The 18247-nt window shown below is 67.1% G+C and carries 17 protein-coding genes and 1 pseudogene; 6 read left to right on the forward strand and 12 right to left on the reverse strand.

Annotated elements, in window-relative coordinates; genetic code table 11:
* Positions 1 to 1052, reverse strand: a pseudogene (locus QMO14_RS26445) (ATP-dependent DNA helicase); the annotation flags it as partial.
* 235 nt (positions 1053 to 1287) lie between these two features.
* Between QMO14_RS26445 and QMO14_RS26450 the strand changes: the two are divergent.
* The 5 genes from QMO14_RS26450 to QMO14_RS26470 are packed head-to-tail and all read left to right on the forward strand — an operon-like array spanning position 1288 to position 7867.
* Positions 1288 to 4791: a response regulator gene (locus QMO14_RS26450; protein WP_301510792.1), complete on the forward strand. Its 3504-nt coding sequence runs from the start codon at positions 1288 to 1290 to the stop codon at positions 4789 to 4791.
* Positions 4788 to 5663 (forward strand): protein-glutamate O-methyltransferase CheR, encoded by an 876-nt coding sequence (locus QMO14_RS26455; RefSeq protein ID WP_301510793.1) that lies wholly within the window; start codon positions 4788 to 4790, stop codon positions 5661 to 5663. Before QMO14_RS26450 ends, QMO14_RS26455 begins: the two co-directional genes overlap by 4 nt.
* A gap of 8 nt (positions 5664 to 5671) precedes the next feature.
* On the forward strand, positions 5672 to 6277 hold the full coding sequence (locus tag QMO14_RS26460; RefSeq protein ID WP_301510794.1) for a chemotaxis protein CheB: 606 nt from the start codon (positions 5672 to 5674) through the stop codon (positions 6275 to 6277).
* Positions 6267 to 7514 (forward strand): hybrid sensor histidine kinase/response regulator, encoded by a 1248-nt coding sequence (locus QMO14_RS26465; RefSeq protein WP_301510795.1) that lies wholly within the window; start codon positions 6267 to 6269, stop codon positions 7512 to 7514. Before QMO14_RS26460 ends, QMO14_RS26465 begins: the two co-directional genes overlap by 11 nt.
* Complete coding sequence (locus tag QMO14_RS26470; protein WP_301510796.1) at positions 7511 to 7867, forward strand: response regulator; 357 nt, start codon at positions 7511 to 7513, stop codon at positions 7865 to 7867. The genes QMO14_RS26465 and QMO14_RS26470 overlap by 4 nt, the downstream gene beginning before the upstream one ends.
* Before the next feature lie 26 nt (positions 7868 to 7893).
* Here QMO14_RS26470 and QMO14_RS26475 read toward each other — a convergent pair whose 3' ends face one another.
* The 5 genes from QMO14_RS26475 to QMO14_RS26495 all read right to left on the reverse strand — a co-directional run bounded on the left by QMO14_RS26475 (position 7894) and on the right by QMO14_RS26495 (position 13244).
* Positions 7894 to 8295, reverse strand: a complete 402-nt coding sequence (locus tag QMO14_RS26475) for a hypothetical protein (protein ID WP_301510797.1) — start codon at positions 8293 to 8295, stop codon at positions 7894 to 7896.
* Complete coding sequence (locus tag QMO14_RS26480) at positions 8292 to 9755, reverse strand: DUF1501 domain-containing protein (protein ID WP_301510798.1); 1464 nt, start codon at positions 9753 to 9755, stop codon at positions 8292 to 8294. Before QMO14_RS26480 ends, QMO14_RS26475 begins: the two co-directional genes overlap by 4 nt.
* A 28-nt stretch (positions 9756 to 9783) precedes the next feature.
* Positions 9784 to 11616, reverse strand: a complete 1833-nt coding sequence (locus tag QMO14_RS26485) for a DUF1800 family protein (RefSeq protein WP_301510799.1) — start codon at positions 11614 to 11616, stop codon at positions 9784 to 9786.
* Between the two features lie 200 nt (positions 11617 to 11816).
* Positions 11817 to 12167: a hypothetical protein gene (locus tag QMO14_RS26490; RefSeq protein WP_301510800.1), complete on the reverse strand. Its 351-nt coding sequence runs from the start codon at positions 12165 to 12167 to the stop codon at positions 11817 to 11819.
* A gap of 129 nt (positions 12168 to 12296) precedes the next feature.
* Positions 12297 to 13244: an adenylate/guanylate cyclase domain-containing protein gene (locus QMO14_RS26495; RefSeq protein WP_301510801.1), complete on the reverse strand. Its 948-nt coding sequence runs from the start codon at positions 13242 to 13244 to the stop codon at positions 12297 to 12299.
* A gap of 351 nt (positions 13245 to 13595) precedes the next feature.
* Here QMO14_RS26495 and QMO14_RS26500 point away from each other — a divergent pair, with 351 nt between their 5' ends.
* On the forward strand, positions 13596 to 13931 hold the full coding sequence (locus tag QMO14_RS26500; RefSeq protein ID WP_301510802.1) for a hypothetical protein: 336 nt from the start codon (positions 13596 to 13598) through the stop codon (positions 13929 to 13931).
* A 61-nt stretch (positions 13932 to 13992) separates the two neighbouring features.
* On the opposite strand, the gene QMO14_RS26505 is transcribed toward QMO14_RS26500, so the two are convergent.
* Genes QMO14_RS26505 through QMO14_RS26530 form a run of 6 tightly spaced genes read right to left on the reverse strand, consistent with a single transcriptional unit; the run spans position 13993 to position 18192 of the window.
* Entirely contained in the window at positions 13993 to 14961 is a 969-nt protein-coding gene (locus tag QMO14_RS26505; RefSeq protein WP_301510803.1) for an LD-carboxypeptidase, read from the reverse strand.
* Positions 14958 to 16067, reverse strand: a complete 1110-nt coding sequence (tadA, locus tag QMO14_RS26510) for a tRNA adenosine(34) deaminase TadA (protein ID WP_301510804.1) — start codon at positions 16065 to 16067, stop codon at positions 14958 to 14960. The genes QMO14_RS26505 and tadA overlap by 4 nt, the downstream gene beginning before the upstream one ends.
* Positions 16057 to 16281 carry a hypothetical protein gene (locus QMO14_RS26515; RefSeq protein ID WP_301510805.1) on the reverse strand — a complete coding sequence of 75 codons (225 nt, stop codon included), beginning with the start codon at positions 16279 to 16281 and terminating at the stop codon, positions 16057 to 16059. The genes tadA and QMO14_RS26515 overlap by 11 nt, the downstream gene beginning before the upstream one ends.
* Before the next feature lies 1 nt (position 16282).
* Positions 16283 to 16927 carry an FMN-binding negative transcriptional regulator gene (locus QMO14_RS26520; protein WP_301510807.1) on the reverse strand — a complete coding sequence of 215 codons (645 nt, stop codon included), beginning with the start codon at positions 16925 to 16927 and terminating at the stop codon, positions 16283 to 16285.
* A 54-nt stretch (positions 16928 to 16981) separates the two neighbouring features.
* The gene (locus tag QMO14_RS26525; RefSeq protein ID WP_301510808.1) at positions 16982 to 17680 is read right to left on the reverse strand and encodes an ankyrin repeat domain-containing protein; all 699 of its coding nucleotides are present in this window, start codon (positions 17678 to 17680) and stop codon (positions 16982 to 16984) included.
* Positions 17680 to 18192, reverse strand: coding sequence for a heme-binding protein (locus tag QMO14_RS26530; RefSeq protein WP_301510810.1), 513 nt, complete (start codon positions 18190 to 18192; stop codon positions 17680 to 17682). Before QMO14_RS26530 ends, QMO14_RS26525 begins: the two co-directional genes overlap by 1 nt.
* Positions 18193 to 18247: the final 55 nt, after the last annotated feature.

Below are 18247 nucleotides of genomic sequence, written 5' to 3' on the forward strand. Positions count from 1 at the left end.
GCCCAGTGCGCCATCTCCTGCGCCAGGAAATAAGGGCAGACCTCGTGCGCGAGACCGATGTCGCGCAGCGCCTCGCGGTCCAGCCACGCCATCTGCGCGGCCTGCTCGCGCGCGGCGGGCAGGCGGTCGTAGAAGCCCCGGGCGAGCGGGCATGCGTCGCCGTGGCAGGCGCGGCCGGGGTATTCGCAGACTTTCTCGCGGGCCGCGAGTTCGAGCACGCGCAACCTGCCCCGCCCCCGGCCTTTGTCGAGCACGCGCAGCGCATCAAGCGCCACGGGCCGGCCCGAAGTCTTGGCCGTCAGGAAGAAAAGCTTGTCGACCTTGTCGGCGGCACGCGCCTTCAGCAGCGGGAAGATGGTGGCCAGCGTCTTGCCGATGCCGGTGGGCGCCTGGGCCATCAGGCACCGTCCGCCCGAACCCGCGCGGTAGACGGCCTCGGCGAGTTCGCGCTGGCCGGCGCGGAAGCTGCCGTACGGAAACGCGAGCGCGGCCAGCACATCGCTCAGCGCGGCACGGTGAGCTGCCTCGCTCGCGGCCCAGGCGGCGTAGCGGCTGCACAGCAGCTCGAAGTGCTCGCGCAGGGCCTCGCGGGTGCGATGCTCTTCGAGCACGGTTTCCTCGCCGGTGGCGAGGTCGAGGTAGACCAGCGCCACGACCATCTCGTCGTGGCCGTCCCGCTCGCACAGCATCCAGCCATAGGTGCGGGCCTGTGCCCAGTGCAGCGCGCGGTGGTTGCCGCGGATGGCGTCGAAGTCGCCGCGGAAGGTCTTGATCTCCTCCACCCTGCCCCGGTCGAACTCGTATCCGTCGGCGCGCCCGCACACATGCACTCCGCCGCAGTTGGCTTCGAGCGCAATCTCGCATTCGTACTCCCCTCCACGCCGATGCTGCACGAGCGCATGCCCGGCCATGCCTTCGAGCGCGCTGGGCGCCGGCACGAAGCGCAGGTCCAGGTCGCCGGCCTTCGCACCGAAGGCGCACAGGGCCTTGACGGAGATGGTGTGCCCGGCGACGGGAAACGGGTCTGGCGGATCGATGGTTTCGTTGCTCATTGCAGGACGGCTGGCGGATGCGGGGGGCGCCGCACGGTACCAGCAGCCGCAAGAATACTGTATGAACGTACAGATTTCCGCGACGATGAGGCGTCAACCGTCTCCCGGGCCTTTCAGGGCACAAAGTGCCGATCGAGGTCCCGGATGGCCTCAAAAGCAGTGACGAGGTCTTTTCCGACAGGGCCATGCGCATTTATCGGTCAGACTTCACAAGTTTTGCTTACAAATAGCACCGATGACGAAGACACCCAACGCGATCGACCCCGACGATTTCGAGCGACTGCTGAGCCGCAACATCAAGCTTCCCCTGATCGGCGGCCTGTTCGGCGCGGTGGTGTTCGTCGGGCTGATCCTGTTCCTGCTGTCGACCATCGGCTGGGTCGAGCACACCGACCGCGTCACCCGCGCCGCCACCGAACTGCAGCGCCAGAGCATCGACATGGAAACCGGCATGCGCGGCTTCCTGATCACCGGTGACGAGAGCTTTCTGGAGCCCTATCAGGACGCCGTGCCCCGCGTCAAGGCCGATACCACCGCGCTGCGCGAGCTGGTGGCGGACAACCGCCAGCAGGTGGAACGGGTCGACCGCATCGCCGCCATCCAGGCCAGCTGGAACCAGTACGCCGCGGACCTGATCGCGGCGCGCCGCAACGGGCAGGACACCCAGCTGCAGGTGCGGCTGGGCCGCGGCAAGCGGCTGACCGACAGCATGCGCGCCGAGTTCACCGCGTTCCTGGAAACCGAACAGGCCCTGCGTTTCCAGCGCAACAACGAGTCCAACCGCACCGCATGGTGGGTGATCGGGCTGTTCCTGCTGTTCACGCTGGGCCTCACCGGACTGGTGGCCTATTTCGGGCGCAGGCAGCTGGTGCGGCTGTCCGACAGCTATGACGTGGTGCTCAATGAACAGGCAAGCCACGCCGAGCGGCTGGCGCATGAGGCCTGGCTGCGCGGCGCGCAGACCGAACTGGTGGGCGATCTTGTCGGGGAGCTCAGCGCGCCCGACATGGGCCGCAAGATCCTTTCCTTCTTCTCCCGCTACCTGGGCACGTCGGTCGGCGCCATCTATGTGCGCGAGCGCCACGGCCCGCTGCGTCGGGCCGCGAGCTACGGCTTCTCCAGCGCCGCGGAGGCCATGCCGCAGGTGTTTTCACCCACCGAAAGCCTGGTCGGCCAGGCCGCCGCCGAGAACCGGCGCATGCTGATCGACCCCATCGACGCCGAATACCTCAGAGTCAACTCCGGCCTGGGCGAGATGGCGCCGAAAGCGGTGCTGCTTGTGCCGGTGGCAAGCAGCGGCATGGTCAACGGCGTGGTCGAGCTCGGCCTGCCGGGCGCACTGGACGAGCGCGGCAGCCAGCTGGTCGACATCGTGGCCGACGACATCGGCACTTCGCTGGCGGCGGCGCGCTACCGCGAGCAGCTTCAGGACGTGCTGGCGGAGACCCAGCAGCTCAACGAGGAGCTGCAGGTGCAGCAGGAAGAGCTGCGCACCGCCAACGAGGAACTCGAAGAGCAGTCGCGCGCGCTGCGCGCCTCGCAGGCCATGCTGGAGAACCAGCAGGCCGAGCTGGAGCAGACCAACAGCCAGCTCTCCGAACGCACGGAGGCGCTCGACCAGCGCAACACCGCGCTGCGCCGCGTGCAGCGCGACCTGGAAGACCGCGCCGACGAGTTGCAGCGCGCCAGCCGCTACAAGTCGGAATTTCTCGCCAACATGTCGCACGAGTTGCGCACGCCGCTCAACAGCGCGCTCATCCTCGCCAAGCTGCTGGGCGACAACCCGCAGGGCAACCTGACGCCGGAACAGGTGAAGTTCGCCGAGTCGATCTATTCCTCGGGCAACGACCTGCTGGTGCTGATCAACGACATCCTCGACATTGCGAAGGTGGAAGCCGGCAAGCTTGAAGTGATGCCGGAAGACGTAGCGCTGGCCAAGCTGGCCCACAGCCTCGAAAGCACCTTCGGCCCCCTGGCCATGCAGAAGAACCTTGCTTTCAGGCTCGAACTGCGGCCCGACGCGCCTGTCTCGCTGATCACCGACCGGCTGCGGGTGGAACAGATATTGAAGAACCTGCTGTCGAACGCGATCAAGTTCACCGACAGCGGCGAGGTGAAGCTGCGCATATCGGCGACGGCCGGCGGCGGCGCGGCCTTCGCGGTGTCCGATTCGGGCATCGGCATCGATCCGCAGCAGCACGAGCTGATCTTCGAAGCCTTCCGCCAGGCCGACGGCACCACCAGCCGACGCTACGGCGGCACCGGACTGGGCCTTTCGATCTCGCGCGACCTCACGCAGCTGCTCGGCGGCACGCTCACCGTCGAGAGCACGCCGGGCCAGGGCAGCACCTTCGTGCTCGAGCTGCCGGCCAAGGCGCCGCAGGCATCGGCGGATCAGCAGCAGCAGAAGCCGCCGGCCGTCTACACGCCCAGATCCACGCACTCGCAGGACCATCAGCCACCTCGCTCGCAACCCGCGCTGGCGCCCAAGCCCCCCGCCCCCGTGCCAGCGCCCCAGTTCGCCGATGACCGGGGCCTGCCGCGCGACCAGGTGCGCCGCGTGCTGGTGATCGAGGACGAGCCGCAGTTCGCGCACATCCTCTACGACCTGGCGCACGAACTGGGCTACCGCTGCCTGGTGGCGCACGGTGCGGCAGACGGATTCGACCTGGCCTCCCAATTCCTGCCCGACGCCATCCTGCTGGACATGCGCCTGCCCGACAGCACCGGCCTCGACCTGCTGCAGCGGCTGAAGGATTCGCCCCACACCCGGCACATCCCGATTCACGTGGTTTCGGCCGCCGAAAGCGCCCAGGGCGCGGCGCTGCAGATGGGCGCCATCGGCTACGCGCTGAAGCCGGCCACGCGCGACGAGCTGATGAAGGTGTTCGGCCGGCTGGAGGAAAAGCTCACGCAGAAGGTCAAGGTCGTGCTGCTGGTGGAAGACGACGAGCTGCAGCGCGAGAGCGTCATCAGGCTGATCGGAGACGAGGATATCGAGATCGTCGCCGTCGGCTCCGGCGAGGAGGCCCTGGAGCTTCTGCGAACCCGCGTGTTCGACTGCATGATCACCGACCTCAGGCTGCCCGACATGCAGGGCAGCGAACTGCTCAAGGCCATGGCCGCGGAAGAGATCGTGTCGTTCCCGCCGGTCATCGTCTATACGGGGCGCAACCTCACGCGCGACGAAGAGACGGAGCTGCAGCGCTACTCGCGCTCGATCATCATCAAGGGCGCGCGCTCGCCCGAGCGGCTGCTCGACGAGGTCACGCTCTTCCTGCACAAGGTGGAGGCGGAGCTTTCGAGCGAACGCCAGGGCATGCTGAAGACGGCGCGCGGGCGCGACCGCATCTTCGAGGGCCGCACCATCCTCCTGGTGGACGACGATGTGCGCAACATCTTCGCGCTGACCAGCGCCCTGGAGCAACGCGGCGCCATCGTCGAGATCGGACGCAACGGCCGCGAGGCGCTCGAGCGGCTCGACCAGGTCAGCGAGATCGACCTCGTGCTGATGGACGTGATGATGCCGGAGATGGACGGCCTGGAAGCCACCCGCCGCCTGCGCGGCGACCCGCGCTTCGCGGCCATGCCTGTGATCGCCATCACCGCCAAGGCCACCAAGGACGACCGCGAGCAGTGCCTGGCCGCCGGCGCCAACGACTACCTCGCCAAACCGGTGGACCTGGAGCGCCTGTTCTCGCTGCTGCGCGTCTGGATGCCGAAGATGGAGCGGCTGTGACCACGCGCCAGGGCAAACCCAAAGGTGCCACAGGCGCCGCGCCGCTGCCTCCGCTGAGCGACACCGAAATCGAGCTGCGCCTGCTGATGGAGGCGATCTATCTCAAGTACAGCTACGACTTCCGCAACTACACCACCGCCTCGCAGAAGCGGCGGGTGCTGTACGCGCTCGACCAGCTCGGCCTTCCGAGCATTTCGGCGCTGCAGGATCGGGTGCTGCGAGACACCGCTCTCTTCGGCCGTCTGCTGCAGTTCCTGACGATCCCGGTGAGCGAGATGTTCCGCGACCCGTCGTACTTCCTGGCGCTGCGGCAGCACGTGGTGCCGATCCTGCACACCTACCCTTCGGTCAAGGTGTGGGTGGCGGGCTGCAGCACCGGCGAGGAAGTGTTCTCGCTGGCCATCCTGCTGCGCGAAGAAGGCCTGCTCGCGCGCACGCAGATCTACGCCACCGACATCAACCCCGCCTCGCTCGAGAAGGCCAGGCAGGGCATCTTCCCGCTGGAAGCCATTCGCGGCTACACCACCAATTACCAGCGCGCGGGCGGGCGCGGCGAGTTTTCCGACTACTACACCGCCGCCTACGAGGCCGCGCGCTTCGACCCCTCGCTGTGCGCAGACGTGATTTTCGCCGACCACAGCCTGGCGACCGACAGCGTGTTCGCCGAGACGCAGCTGGTGTCGTGCCGCAACGTGCTGATCTACTTCAACCGCGAACTGCAGGACCGGGCGCTCGGCCTGTTCCACGAGTCGCTGTCGCACCGCGGCTTTCTCGGGCTGGGTTCGAAGGAGAGCATCGACTTCTCGGGCTACGCCGACCGCTTCGATGCCCACGCACGCGCCGAGCGCATCTACCGCAAGAAGGCCACATGACAGGCCGGATGAAACGCCCGCTGCGCCCCCCGGTCCGCAAGCGCGTGGACGCCGTGGTACTGGGCGCCTCGGCCGGCGGCATCGACGCGCTTACTGTCCTGCTGGAAGACCTGCCGGCGAGCTGGCACCTTCCGATGGCGGTGGTGCTGCACCTGCCCGAGGAGCATGAGAGCCACCTGGCCGAAATTTTCGCGCAGCGCCTGCCGATTCCCGTGTACGAGGCCAACGACAAGATGCCGTTCTCTGCCGGCTGCCTGTACTTCGCGCCGCCGGGCTATCACCTGTCGATCGAGCGCGAGCGCGCCTTCTCGCTGAGCTGCGAGCCGCCGGTGCTGTTTTCGCGCCCGTCGATCGACCTGCTGATGAGCTCGGCCGCAGACGTCTACGGCTCGGCACTCGCCGGCTTTCTGCTGACTGGCGCGAACGACGACGGTGCACAAGGCCTGCACCGCATCCACGTGGCCGGCGGGCTCACCGCCGTGCAGGAACCGAAGGAGGCCCAGATTCCCACCATGCCCCAGGCCGCCATCGCGCGCCATACCCCCGACTACGTGCTGCCGCTGCGCGAGCTGCGCGACCTGCTGCTCCAACTGGAGGCCGTCCATGAACATTGACATCGAAAGCAAGCTGCTGCTCGTGGACGACCTGCCCGAAAACCTGCTGGCGCTGGAGGCGCTGATCCGCGCGCCGGGCCGCATCGCCTACCGCGCGGGCTCGGCCGAAGCCGCCCTGGCGCTGCTGCTGGAGCATGAGTTCGCGCTGGCCATCGTCGACGTGCAGATGCCCGGCATGAACGGCTTCGAGCTCGCGGAGCTGATGCGCGGCACCGAACGCACCCGGCATATTCCCATCATCTTCGTGAGCGCCGCTGGACGCGAGCTGAACTACGCCTTCCAGGGCTACGAGAGCGGTGCGGTCGACTTCCTGCACAAGCCGCTGGACCCGCACGCGGTGGTCAGCAAGGTGAACGTGTTCGTCGACCTCTACAAGCACCGCAAGGCGCTGCGCCACGAAATGGACCTGCTCGCCGCCGCGCACAAGAAGCAGGAAGAACTGGTGCAGCAACTGCAGCAGACGCAGCACGAGCTTGAGCATGCGGTGCGCATGCGCGACGACTTCATGTCGATGGTGTCGCACGAACTGCGCACGCCGCTGAACACGCTCTACCTCGAGGCGCAACTGCGGCAGCTGCATCTCTCGAAGGGCAATATCGCCAGCTTCTCGCCCGAGCGGCTGCCCGCCATGATCGAGCGCGACCAGCGCCAGATCCGCAACATGGTGCGGCTGATCGACGACATGCTCGACGTCACGCGCATGCGGCGCGACGCGCTGTCCATCAAGCCACAGCCGACCGACCTCGCCGCGCTCGCGCACGCGGTGGTGGAAAACCTGCGCCAGCAGGCGGAAGCCGCGGGCGTGGTCATCACGCTCTCGGCGCCGGCCGAATTGCGCGGCGCGTGGGACGAATTCCGCATCGAACAGGTGCTGACCAACCTGCTGACCAACGCGATGCGCTATGGCGGCGGCAAGCCGGTCGAGATGGTCGTGCAGCAGCTGGGCGACACGGCCCGGGTGAGCGTGCGCGACCAGGGCATCGGAATCGCGCCCGAAGACCAGGCCCGCATCTTCGAACAGTTCGAGCGCACCGACGACAGCCGCAAGCACGCGGCCGGACTGGGCCTCGGGCTCTTCATCACCCGCAAGATCGTGGACCTGCATGGCGGACGCATCGGCGTGGAAAGCGCACAGGGCGAAGGGTCGCGCTTCACGGTCGAGTTGCCGCTGCGGGCGCCCGCCATACTTGCCGATCAATCTGACGCCCAACCTGAAGGAAAGAAGAAGCCACAGTGAACGTGCTGATCGTCGACGACAACCAGGCCTCGGCCGACCTGCTGCAGGAACTGCTGAGCCTGTACGACCACACCGCGCAATGCACCTACACGGCGCGGCAGGCGCTGGACGCCGCCGCCGCCGGGAGCTTCGAGGCCGCGCTGATCGATCTCAGCCTGCCCGACCTTCCAGGCACCGAGGTGGCGCGGCGCCTGCGCGAAAGCACCCGCGAAGGCACGCCGAAGCTGCTGGTCGCGATTTCGGGCTTCTCGGTGATGGACGCCGACGGCGGTTCGTCCAAAGGGCTGTTCGACCATCATCTGCAGAAGCCGGTCGATATCGCCGAGCTCGAACGGATCCTCGCGACTCGCTGAACACGGCGACCAGCCCCCGGGCCCGCTCAGGCCTGCCGGCTGCGCTTTTCCTTCCCGTGCTTCCTCAGACTGCGCATGGCTTCGTAGCGATAGACGCGATACCCGTCGCGCTGCATGAAGCTGACGGGCTCCCAGCCGCGTGCCAGCGCGCAATCGGTGATCTGCGCCATCTGCACGCCGAGGTAGTCCTGCAGGCTGTCGGCCACGGCGAGTTCGAACTTCCTGAGCTCGCGGTCCAGCGACACCACCGCCGCGATGGCCGATTCCACGCTGGTGAAGGGGCGCACGTGCGTCACGCCCTTGCTGCGCTCGGGAGCGCGCGGCTCGTCATGAGGCTCGGCGCTGAAGTTCACGCTGGCGCCGCCCTCCATGCCGTTGAGGCCGCCGATGGCGCTCATGCTGGCCATGCCGCTCATTGCTGTGTTCATGTCATGAACCCCATGTCGCGCGGGTAGCTGATGCCGCTCGGCGCTGTGATGTTGTTGAAATTCTTCAGGTTCGGCAGGATGCCGTTGAGGTCTTGATCGGGCACGCCGAACCACTTGGCCAGCGTCGCGGCGTACTGGTCGACCGAGGTGGTCGGCAGCAGCCGCCCCTGCCCGACGTGCCACTGGTCGTCGTCGGCCGAGGTGTTGCCCACGCTCACCGGCGGCGGCGTGCCGTAGAAAGCCTTGCCCTTCACCGCGCCGCCCACCACGAAGTGATGGCTGCCCCAGCCGTGGTCGGAACCGTTGCCGTTGCTCGACAGCGTGCGGCCGAAGTCGGAGGCGGTGAAGGCCACGACCTTGTCGGCGATCTGGAGGGCTTCCATCTGCTGCTGGAAGGCGACCAGGGCGTCGGACAGGCGCTGCATCAGCGGCCCCTGCTTGGTGTCGAGATCGTCGTGCAGGTCGTAGCCGCCCATGGAGACGAAGAACACCTGGCGCCTCACGCCCAGCGAGGCGCGCCCGCGGATCAGGCGGGCGACCATCTTGAGCTGGGCGGCCAGGTTGTTGCCGCTGGTGGGGAAGCTGACGTCCATGACATCGGACTGGATGGCGGAGGTGATCTTTCCTTCGGCTTCCACCGCGCGCAGCGTGACCTTGTTGTATTCGTTCTCGAGCGTGTGGCCCCGCGCCTGCTGCGCGAGCTGCTGCATGGCAGCTTTGACCGCCGATGAGCCGTAGACGCTGCCGGTGGCCGGACTCACGCTGTTGATGCGCACCGCCCCGCCCGTGCCCACCTGGTATTGCAACGCCTCGTCGCCCGAGAGGAACACCGCGTTGCCCGCCACCGAGATGCAGGTGAAMAGCGATGCATTGCGCTGTCCGCTGAGCATCAGGTCGCCGAGGTTGCCGCCCCAGCCGATGGTCGAGCCCTCGGGCGATGACGACTGCCAGATCGACTGCTGGTCGTTGTGCGAGAACAGCTTGGGCGGGATCGGGAAGTCCTTGCGGTTCGTGCCGTTGAACTGCGCGCGCGTGAGCGGCTTGACGAGCGGGCCGACGTTGAGCTGCACGGCCATCTTGCCTTGGTCGAAGAGCGTGGCGAGGCCGCCCATCTTCGGGTTCAGCGCGTACTTGCGGCCGCTGGCGAGCGCCACGGTCGGTTTGAGCTCGGTCTTTGCGAGATCCGCGTCGTACGGCAGCGCGATGCCGCCACGGATGGTGCTGTACTTGTTGTAGCTGTCGGTGTCGAAATTGACGAGCGTGTTGGCGTAGTCGTTGCCGCCGAAGAGGAAGACGCAGACCAGCGCCTTGTAGTCGTCGCCCGGCGCGGCCTGGGCTGCGGCCTCGCCCATGGCGGCGAGATTGAGCGCGAACGGCAGCGCGGTGCCGGCCATCGCGAGTTGGCCCGAGCGGCGCAGGAAGGCGCGGCGCGTGTGGCTGGCAGGATCGATCAGGTGCATGTTCGGTTCGCTCCGGCTTCTTTCTTCTTCATTTCTGCACGAGGTATTCGGGCGAGCCCATCACCAGCAGCACGCCGGCGCAGATGAGGTCGAGCCTGCGGGCGTCGGTGCCCGGGTTGACCAGCGGCGCCTTGCTCAGTGCGTCGGTGATCAGCGCGACCGTGGCGGCCGAGAGCTGGTTGCCCGTGAGCAGCAGGTTGAGCCGGCGCACCAGCGCGGCGGGGTCGTTCACCAGCGTCTTCTCGGCCGTGTAGGTGGCGATCACGTCCTTGTTGTCGAAGCCGTTCTGCAGCTTGCCTTGCAGGAAATTGAGATAGCCGCCCACGCTGGTCTCGTTGACCAGCTGGAACTCGGGCGCGACCATCCTGTTGCCCGCGATGGCCGTCGAAGGCGGCACGTAGCCGGGGCGGAAGAAGTTGAACACCGAGGGCGAGCGCAGCGGGCACTGGCCGAGGCTCGAGCTGGGGTCGGAGGTGTTCCCGATGTTCCAGGCGTCCGTCGCCGAGCCGATGCCGAAGGTACGGCCCCACTGCACGAACCGCAGCATGGGCTCGCGCAGGTGGCCGAAGTTCGGGTCGGAAAGTCCCGCGGGGCCGCGTGCCTCGTCGTCGATCAGCACCGCGGCGAACACGCTCTTCATGTCGCCGCGCACGCCCGCGCCGTTGTTCGCGAAGATGTCGGCCACGCGCTTCACGTAGGCGGGGCTGGGGTTGCTGGTGACCAGCCGCTGGATCAGCTGCCGGCCGATGAAGGGCCCGACGTTCGGATGATTGAAGAGCGTGTCGAGCGCGATCTTCAGCGCCGCCGGGCCGTCGGTGCCCGCGGGCACCGTGGCTCCGAGAAAGCGCGCCTCAAGCGTCGAGTGATTGGAGGCCTTGTAGGCCATGGGACGCGTGGTCCACTCGTTGGTCTCGATCGTGTAGCCGGCTCCGGGCGGAGTGAAGGCGTTGCGCTCTGACGAGCGGATGTCGAGGTCGTAGCCGGTGAAGACGCGCGCGAGATTGGTCACGTCGTTCTGCACGTAGGTCTCGATAGGCTGGCCGTCGGCACCGGTCTTCACGGTGCCGTCGGCCTCGAGCTGGTAGAGGCCGATGGTCATGAGCTGCATGACCTCGCGCGCGTAGTTCTCGTCGGGCTGGCGGCCGGAGTTGTCTTCCTTCCTGTTGCCGCGGGTGTTGAGGTAGAAGCCCATCGCCGGGTTCAGCGTCACGTCTTCCAGCAGCTGGCGGAAGTTGCCCGTGACGCCGTTGGCGAGCATGTCCCAGTACTGGGCCATCATCGCGGTGGGCCAGCTCGAGCCGATCTCGGTGCCCGAGACCACGAAGATCTCGCTGAGCGCCAGCGCCATGCGCTTGCGCACCGGATCGGCGGCCGTCATGAGCTGGCGCCAGATCATGGCGTCGGTTTCGACTTTTCCGTAGTCCTTGCTGTTGACCCACTCCCAGGCCGAGGGCAGGCGTGCCGCGCCGAGCTGCTCGCTGAGCCACGGCAGGTAGCCCTTGGCGCGCACGGCGGCAATCTCGTCATCGGAGGCGGAGAACTGGGCCTGCAGCAGGAAGCGCGCGGCTTCGGCGTCGTTCTGTGCCTGAGGGTAGTGATAAGGGCCAGTGTCTGGCGTGGTGCCAGGGTTTGCGCCGGGCGTGTTGCCACTGATGGGAAAGCCGAAGCCTCCGGCACCTCCGCCCCCTCCTCCGCCCCCTCCGCACGCGACCAGTGCCGCCGCGACGGAGAACGCCGCCGCGGCCTTCAGGGAACGGGCGTCGTCCTGCGGCGACTTGTGTTCCTGGGTGGCCGTTGCCTCCGTGACGCACACAACCTCCTCGGCCGGTCTCGCGTGCCCGGCCTCCAGCTGTTCCAACATGATCCTCGCTCCTGCGGCGTATCGACGCCTGCTGGAACGATCAAGGCAAGCGGCATGCCCCGCAAGAAACAGCGTGGCAAGTGTCCAGGATTGGTCAGGTCACCACGAAAATGTGTATCGATGTGACTTTTTAGTCACTCCTTGAAACAAAATTGGCATGCCAGGGGGCATGCCAATTCTTCGGAAAACAGGCCGCAGCGTCAGTCACGCTCGTCATCCCAGCCGTTCGGCGGGCGATAGGGATAGCCGGGCCCGTAGTAGATGCGGCCCGGAGGCGGGGTGTAGATGGGCGCCGGGCGGTAATACACCGGGGGCGGCGGCCGATAGTAGACCGGCGGTGGCGGCTCGTAGTAAATGGGGGCCGGATAGGGGTAGACCGGTGGCGGCGCGTAGTACGGCGCCGGGTAGCCGCCGACGACGTAGCCGGGGGTGCCGATCTGCACCGACCAGCTTCCGCGCGCGTTCGCGGCTCCCGCCGCCAGCAGCGCGCTGGCGATGACGGCACCGATGGCCGCCAGCTTGAAAACAGAAGATTGAGGTTTGAAGTTCACAGTGGCTCCAGGCCTGGGGCGGACAACGCCCGAGTGGATACGCAACGCCCGACGCATGCTCGCGGTGCACCCGATTGCATGCAAGCATGGTAGCCAAACGTCACCGCCGTGGGCGGCATGCATCGATGCTCAGCGCGCGATTTCGCGCCGCGACAGCATCACGTCGCCGCTGCTCGTGTTGAAGGCGATGGTCGGCGCGCTGAAATCGCTGAGCGGCGCGCCCAGGCCGATTTCGCCACGGCCATGCAGCACGCATTCTTCCCGCCGCAGAGCGATCTCGGTGCTGGGGCCATCGTTGCCGTGGAAGCGCACCCAGGTGCCATAGGTGCTCACGTCGATCAGGACGCAACTGCCCTGCCGCAGCTCGATGCGGGCATGCAGCCGCGAGACGCGGGGGTCGTTGACCACGAACTGCGCGTCGTCCACGCGGCCCAGGTGGATAGGGAGTTCCTCGGTGCGGAACATCGAGCGCACGTCGAGCCATGCCAGTTCGATCTGGCCGAACGAGGAATCGGGCATGCGCAAGGGCGCCAGCGCCGCAGGCACGGTGAGGAAGCTCGTCACGTCTTCCTGCCAGTCGATGCGGTGCACGACCGACATCTCGCTGCGCCCGCGGATGTTGATGAGGCCGAGGTCGCGATGCTGCACGGCACCTTCGCGCAACTGGGAGATGACCGCGGCGGTCACCCAGATCTGGCCCGGGCCGGCAAGGTCGCTCAGCCGCGAGGCGAGATTGACGGCGTCGCCATAGCAGTCGCCTTCGACCTCGACCACCTCGCCGCTGGCCACGCCGATCTGCAATGCCATGCGCAGAGGAGCCGGCCATGCAAGCAGCCGCTTCTGGTGATAGCGCTGCAACTCGATGACCGCATGCGTGGCCGCCGCCCCGCTCGTGAAAATGGCGAAGACGCCGTCACCGAGCGACTTCACCACGCGGCCGCCGTGTGCCTGGCACACACCGCCGATCCACTGCGTCAGGCGGGTCACGGTCTCCGTGGCCCGCGCATTGCCCATGGCTTCGAAAACCCTGGTGCTCCCCGTCAAGTCCGCGAATACGACTGTGGAATTGACACCCATACTGTTTTGCTCTTTTCGATTTCCACCGATGGTTGTAAATGCCCAGTGCGCCCTGCATTTCCGCGCCCCCCCCGGCAATGCGTGCAGACGCCGGTTCATGCACCGAATATGCAGTTTGCGTGCCCTTTGCGTTGCCCTCTCGGGATATATACGCCGCTGCCTGCAGGGCAGATGCAAGCAGTGTTACTCCCCAGCTTGTAGTACTTTAGGAAACAAATTTCAATTGTTAGTGAAAACGATAAGTAAAGCGTGTTGTTTGCAAACAAGAAACAACGTTTCAGATCTTGTGGAATGGTTAACTCAGGCTTAAGGTAGCGGCCGTCATCGCTTCGGCAACACGCTTTTCGCCCCATGCTCTTTCGCCGCCTTCTTCGTCTGCTGAACGTACCAGGCTCCGGATCCCGCCAGGCTACGGAGAACCAGCTGGGGCGCATTCGTACCGCGATGCTGTCGGTTCTCCAGGGCCATGGCGGCCACTCGGTCCAGCGCGTCAGCCAGCGCGTTCGCTTCGCCGCCGATGTCGAGGCACTCTGGTACCTGCGCCAGGACGTGATGATCGCGTTGAGCGCCATCGACGGTGAGACCGCGGCGCGCCAGCAGATGAAAGCCATCAACAGCATGTTCAAAGGCGGATTGCCCGGCTCGATGGGGCCTCGCGCGCATCAACGCTTTACCAAGAACAATTGAAACTGCAACGGCCCTTCGGGGCCGTTTTAATTTTTAACGTTTTATTCTCTTTGTGTCCGAATCAATGGGCGTGATGATGGTCATGTCCATCATGGCCGTCATGGGCAGGTGCATGGCTGTGGCCCCAAACGAGAAAAATATCACGCTCTTCCGCGGCCATCGATACTTTTGCTCCCACAGGCAATAGCACCTTCGTCTGTACGTGGCCGAAAGGCAGGCCAGCGAGCACCGGCACCTTGAGCGATGCGCGCAGCCGGTCGATCACGGTGTTCAGGCCGAATCCGCGGTCGTAGCCCGGCACCGGCCGGATGCCGGTGAACTGCCCGAACACGATCGCACGCTGACGCGCCAGCACGCCGGCCATCTTCAACTGGTCGAGCATGCGTTCGATGCGGTACGGGTGCTCGTTCACGTCTTCAATGAAAAGCACGCCCTTCTCCACCGTCGGGAAGTACGGCGTGCCGAGCAGGCTGCTGAGCACGCAGAGATTGCCGCCCCACAGTACCGCGTCCTGCACGGGCTTGAACTTCAGGTCGACATCGCGCGCCGGCATGCGCCAGCCGGTGCCCTCGCCCTGGCCTGTGAGCAGGTCGTCGAAGCACGCCTCCATGATGTCGTCGGGGCCGGCTTCGGCACCGAAGTCCTCGCCGACGGCGGGGCCCGACCAGGTCACCGCGCCAGTCCTGGCCAGCAGCGCGTTCTGCAGCGCGGTGAAGTCGCTGCAGCCGACGAACTCCGTGCCCTTCTCGATGGCCTTGGTCAGCGCCTTGTACGGGATCGCGTCGAGGATGCGTGTGAGCCCGTAGCCGCCGCGCGCGATGAGGGCCACGTCCGCCCCGCTGGCGGCTGCGCGCGAGATCGCCGCGAGCCGCGTGGCGTCATCGCCCGCGAAGCGCTGATGCACCGAGAGTGCCGCGTCGTCGACTTCGACTTCATGGCCCAGCGCCTTGAGCCGCTTCACGCCGCGCCGGAAAGCGGCCTTGTCCCGGACCGCGCTGGAGGGAGAGTAGATGTAGATGTGTTTGGTCACGCGTTCGAGTATCCCATTGCGTTTTGCACTTGCAGCACGAATGTTCGGGCCTGCTCCGGCGTCGGCCCCGACGAAGTGGCAAGAGGGCCCAGTGCGCGCAGCGCTGCTTCGTACCCTCGGTCGGGGAACGGCGCGCGCCATGCGTCGTCGATGTGCTCGTGCCCTTCCGGTGCGACCAGTGCCGCCACGAACCTGTCGGGCGCCGCGGTCTGGAGAAGCGCGGCAAGTTCGGAGGCGGCCTCGCTGTGCACGAGCGCCACCGGATCGACACCCACTCGCGCCATCCATTCGAGCAGCACGTCGCGATGCCATTCCAGACGATGCGCCGCCTCGCGCTTGGGCTTGTCGCTCTTGCCGAAGCCGATCAGGTCGGGCACCAGCGTGCGCAGTCCGGGCAAGCCCGCGAGATGCCTGAACAAGTAGCCCCATTCGCCGGGACCGTGCAGGCAGAGGCAACAGGCTGCATCCTGCGCACCTTCATCAACGTAGTGCATCCGCCAGCCCTGCAGGCCCGGCAGGTCCTGCACGTAGTGCGGCGCGAAGTCATAGCCGGCCAGCGCCCCGAAGCGCTCGGGCGGCGTGCGCAGCGCGTCGTCGCGCAAGGGCTCGGCAGTCGCGCGCGCAGCGCTCCGGCGCTGCTGGAAAAAAGCCTGCAGGACCGCGCTGCACTCCTGCGCCAGCACCCCGCCCTGCACCAGCGTGCGGTGGTTCAGCCGTGGCTCTGCGAAGAGATCGAGCACCGAGCCGGCCGCGCCGGTTTTCGGATCGGCCGCGCCGTACACCACGCGCGCAAGGCGCGAATGCAGCATCGCCCCGGAACACATCGCGCATGGTTCGAGTGTGACGAACAGTTCGCAGCCATCGAGCCTGTAGTTGCCAAGCGCCAAGGCCCCTGCCCGCAATGCGTTGATCTCGGCATGTGCGCTCGGATCGTTCTGCGCGACCGGCGTATTGCGCCCCGTCGCGACCAGCCGGCCATCCTTCACCAGCACCGCGCCCACGGGCACCTCGCCCGCTTCGGCGGCAAGCCGCGCCTCGGCGAGCGCGAGCGCCATCCAGTGCGCGTCGTCGTGCACGTCCGGCGACGGAATCGGCTCAGTTGTCATCAGGCATCTGGCGTGTCTTGACTGCAGCGTCCAGCGCTTCCTTGACCTGCTGCTGCACCTGTTGCGGATTCATGCGCGCATCGCCCGCTGCGGGCGCGGCGACGCCGGGCACGGCCGGCTGCGCGGAAGAAGCCATACTGGTCATCTGCTTCTTCGCGACCAGCCCGACGATCACCAGCACGAGCACGAGGCCGATCAAACCCAGCCCACGCATCTCAGCCGCCCTCCGCCACGGAAGCCTCGGCGGTCATGCCCAGGCGGCCCATCCACACGGCGAGCGCCCGCTCGTCCGGCGTGCCCGCGCTGTAGACGGCGTGCATCGCGGCATGCGATTCGCGGCGGTGCTGGTTGAGCTTGATCTTGCATTGCAGGGCCGTCACGCGCAGCTCGAAGCCCACGATGCCGGCCAGCATCTTGAGCTGGAACTCCTCGCCCAGGTCGCGCCATTGCTGTGCGTAGGCGGGTTCGTGGTCGTGAATGAGCTTCTTGAGCAACGCGTCCTTGTCGGCGGGCTCCTCGATCAGCCTCGCCTCGACGGTGCAATGCACCGCCAGGTAATTCCACGTCGGCACGCGGGCCAGATCGGGGTAGACGGAGGGAGACAGGTACGAATGCGGCCCAAGAAAGGTGGCCACCGCCTTGGGCCTGGCCTGCAGATAACGCCAGTGCGGATTGGGCTTGGCGCAATGACCCCACAGCACCAGCTCGTCGCCCGCGCGCTGCTCGGCGACCAGCGGCAGGTGCGTGACGTACGGCAGCCCGTCTTCGTCGTTCGAGATCAGGCTCGCGAAGGGATGCGAACGCATCAGTTCCAGCGCGATGGCCGGGTCCTTGGCATTGAACTGCGGGGGCATGTACATGGGGCGGTTTCCTCGTGGCGCGTCGTGGCGAGGCACCATTCTCCCCGAGCCCGCCTACTTTGCGCGCGGAGCTTCCAGCAGCTTCACCATCGCGGTGTACCCGCGCGCCTTCGCAAGCTGCAGCGGCGTGTTGCCCTGGCGGTCGGTCAGCTTGAGGTTGGCGCCGGCGTCGACCAGCGCGGCCAGGGTACGCTGGTGACGCGGGCCGCCGTCGCCGAGCACGATGGATTCGATCGCCGCCGTCCAGTGCAGGTTGTTGACGTGGTCCAACGGCGCGCCCGCGGCGATCAGCCTGCGCACCACCTCGTCGTGACCGAGGTGCGCCGCCGCGATGAGCGCCGTGCCGTCGTAGCGGCTCGTGGTCTGCCCGGCCTTGGCGCCGAGCGAGAGCAGCACCGAGAGCGTCGCGGCATCGTCGGCCACCGAGGCGATGGTGACGGCGTCGTAGCGGTCGTCTTCGAGCAGGTCAAGGTCGGCTCCGGCCTTGGCCAGCAGCTTGATCGCGTCGCGCTGCCGGGCGAAGGTCGCAACGTGCAGCGGCGTGCGCCCGCGCGCGTCCCGTGCATCGAGGTTCGCGCCCGAGGCGACCAGCGCCTTCAGCTTCTGCAGGTCGCCATGCCAGGCGGCCTGGTGCAGCCCGTCGAAGGCCAGCACCTCGGCCGCCAGCGGCGGCACCTGGGCGAGCGCGCCCAGCGGCACGCCCAGCCCGAGCGCGAACGCCAGCAGGCCCGGCCAGATACCGCGCGCCATCATCAGAGCAGGCCCTTGACCTTCTCGAGCGCGGCGTTGGCGCACTGCTCGTCGAGGTGGCCGCCGGGCGCGCCGCCCACGCCGACCGCGCCGATCACTTCATTGCCCGACTTGACCGGCACGCCGCCGCCCAGCAGCAGGAAGCCCGGCAGGTACACCAGGTTGGCGCCGCCGGGGTTCTTCTGCGCGCCTTCCATCATGGCCTGCGTGGGGCTCTTGGCCGAAGCCGAGGTCCAGGCCTTGCGCTCGCTCGAGGCCAGCGTGTGCGGGCCGGCGTTGTCGGCGCGCTGCACGGCACGCACGGTACCGGCGCGGTCCACCACGGTGGCGGCCACGTTGTAGCCGTTGGCGGCGCAGGCGGCCACGGCTTCGGCGGCGATCTGGTTGGCCAGGGCGAGCGAGATGTTCTTCTCGGTGCGCACGGCCGGTGCGGGCGTCTGGGCTTGAGCTTGTACCTGGGTGAAGGAGGCTGCGAGCAGGACGGCGACGCCGCCAAGGCGGATGATGGATTGCATTGTTCGTTATCTCCAGTGGATGCGGGTTGTTGCGCCGGCTGTTGCCGACGGCTGC

The organism is Variovorax sp. CAN15, from assembly GCF_030462475.1.
Taxonomy (GTDB): Bacteria; Pseudomonadota; Gammaproteobacteria; order Burkholderiales; family Burkholderiaceae_C; genus Variovorax.

Coding starts and splice junctions, on each gene's coding strand:
- tadA (WP_301510804.1), bottom strand. CDS start 16,067: ATGACAACTGAGCCGATTCCGTCGCCGGACGTGCACGACGACGCGCAC.
- QMO14_RS26475 (WP_301510797.1), bottom strand. CDS start 8,295: ATGAACACAGCAATGAGCGGCATGGCCAGCATGAGCGCCATCGGCGGC.
- QMO14_RS26450 (WP_301510792.1), top strand. CDS start 1,288: ATGACGAAGACACCCAACGCGATCGACCCCGACGATTTCGAGCGACTG.
- QMO14_RS26495 (WP_301510801.1), bottom strand. CDS start 13,244: ATGGGTGTCAATTCCACAGTCGTATTCGCGGACTTGACGGGGAGCACC.
- QMO14_RS26520 (WP_301510807.1), bottom strand. CDS start 16,927: ATGTACATGCCCCCGCAGTTCAATGCCAAGGACCCGGCCATCGCGCTG.
- QMO14_RS26515 (WP_301510805.1), bottom strand. CDS start 16,281: ATGCGTGGGCTGGGTTTGATCGGCCTCGTGCTCGTGCTGGTGATCGTC.
- QMO14_RS26485 (WP_301510799.1), bottom strand. CDS start 11,616: ATGTTGGAACAGCTGGAGGCCGGGCACGCGAGACCGGCCGAGGAGGTT.
- QMO14_RS26460 (WP_301510794.1), top strand. CDS start 5,672: ATGAAACGCCCGCTGCGCCCCCCGGTCCGCAAGCGCGTGGACGCCGTG.
- QMO14_RS26525 (WP_301510808.1), bottom strand. CDS start 17,680: ATGATGGCGCGCGGTATCTGGCCGGGCCTGCTGGCGTTCGCGCTCGGG.
- QMO14_RS26465 (WP_301510795.1), top strand. CDS start 6,267: ATGAACATTGACATCGAAAGCAAGCTGCTGCTCGTGGACGACCTGCCC.
- QMO14_RS26530 (WP_301510810.1), bottom strand. CDS start 18,192: ATGCAATCCATCATCCGCCTTGGCGGCGTCGCCGTCCTGCTCGCAGCC.
- QMO14_RS26500 (WP_301510802.1), top strand. CDS start 13,596: ATGCTCTTTCGCCGCCTTCTTCGTCTGCTGAACGTACCAGGCTCCGGA.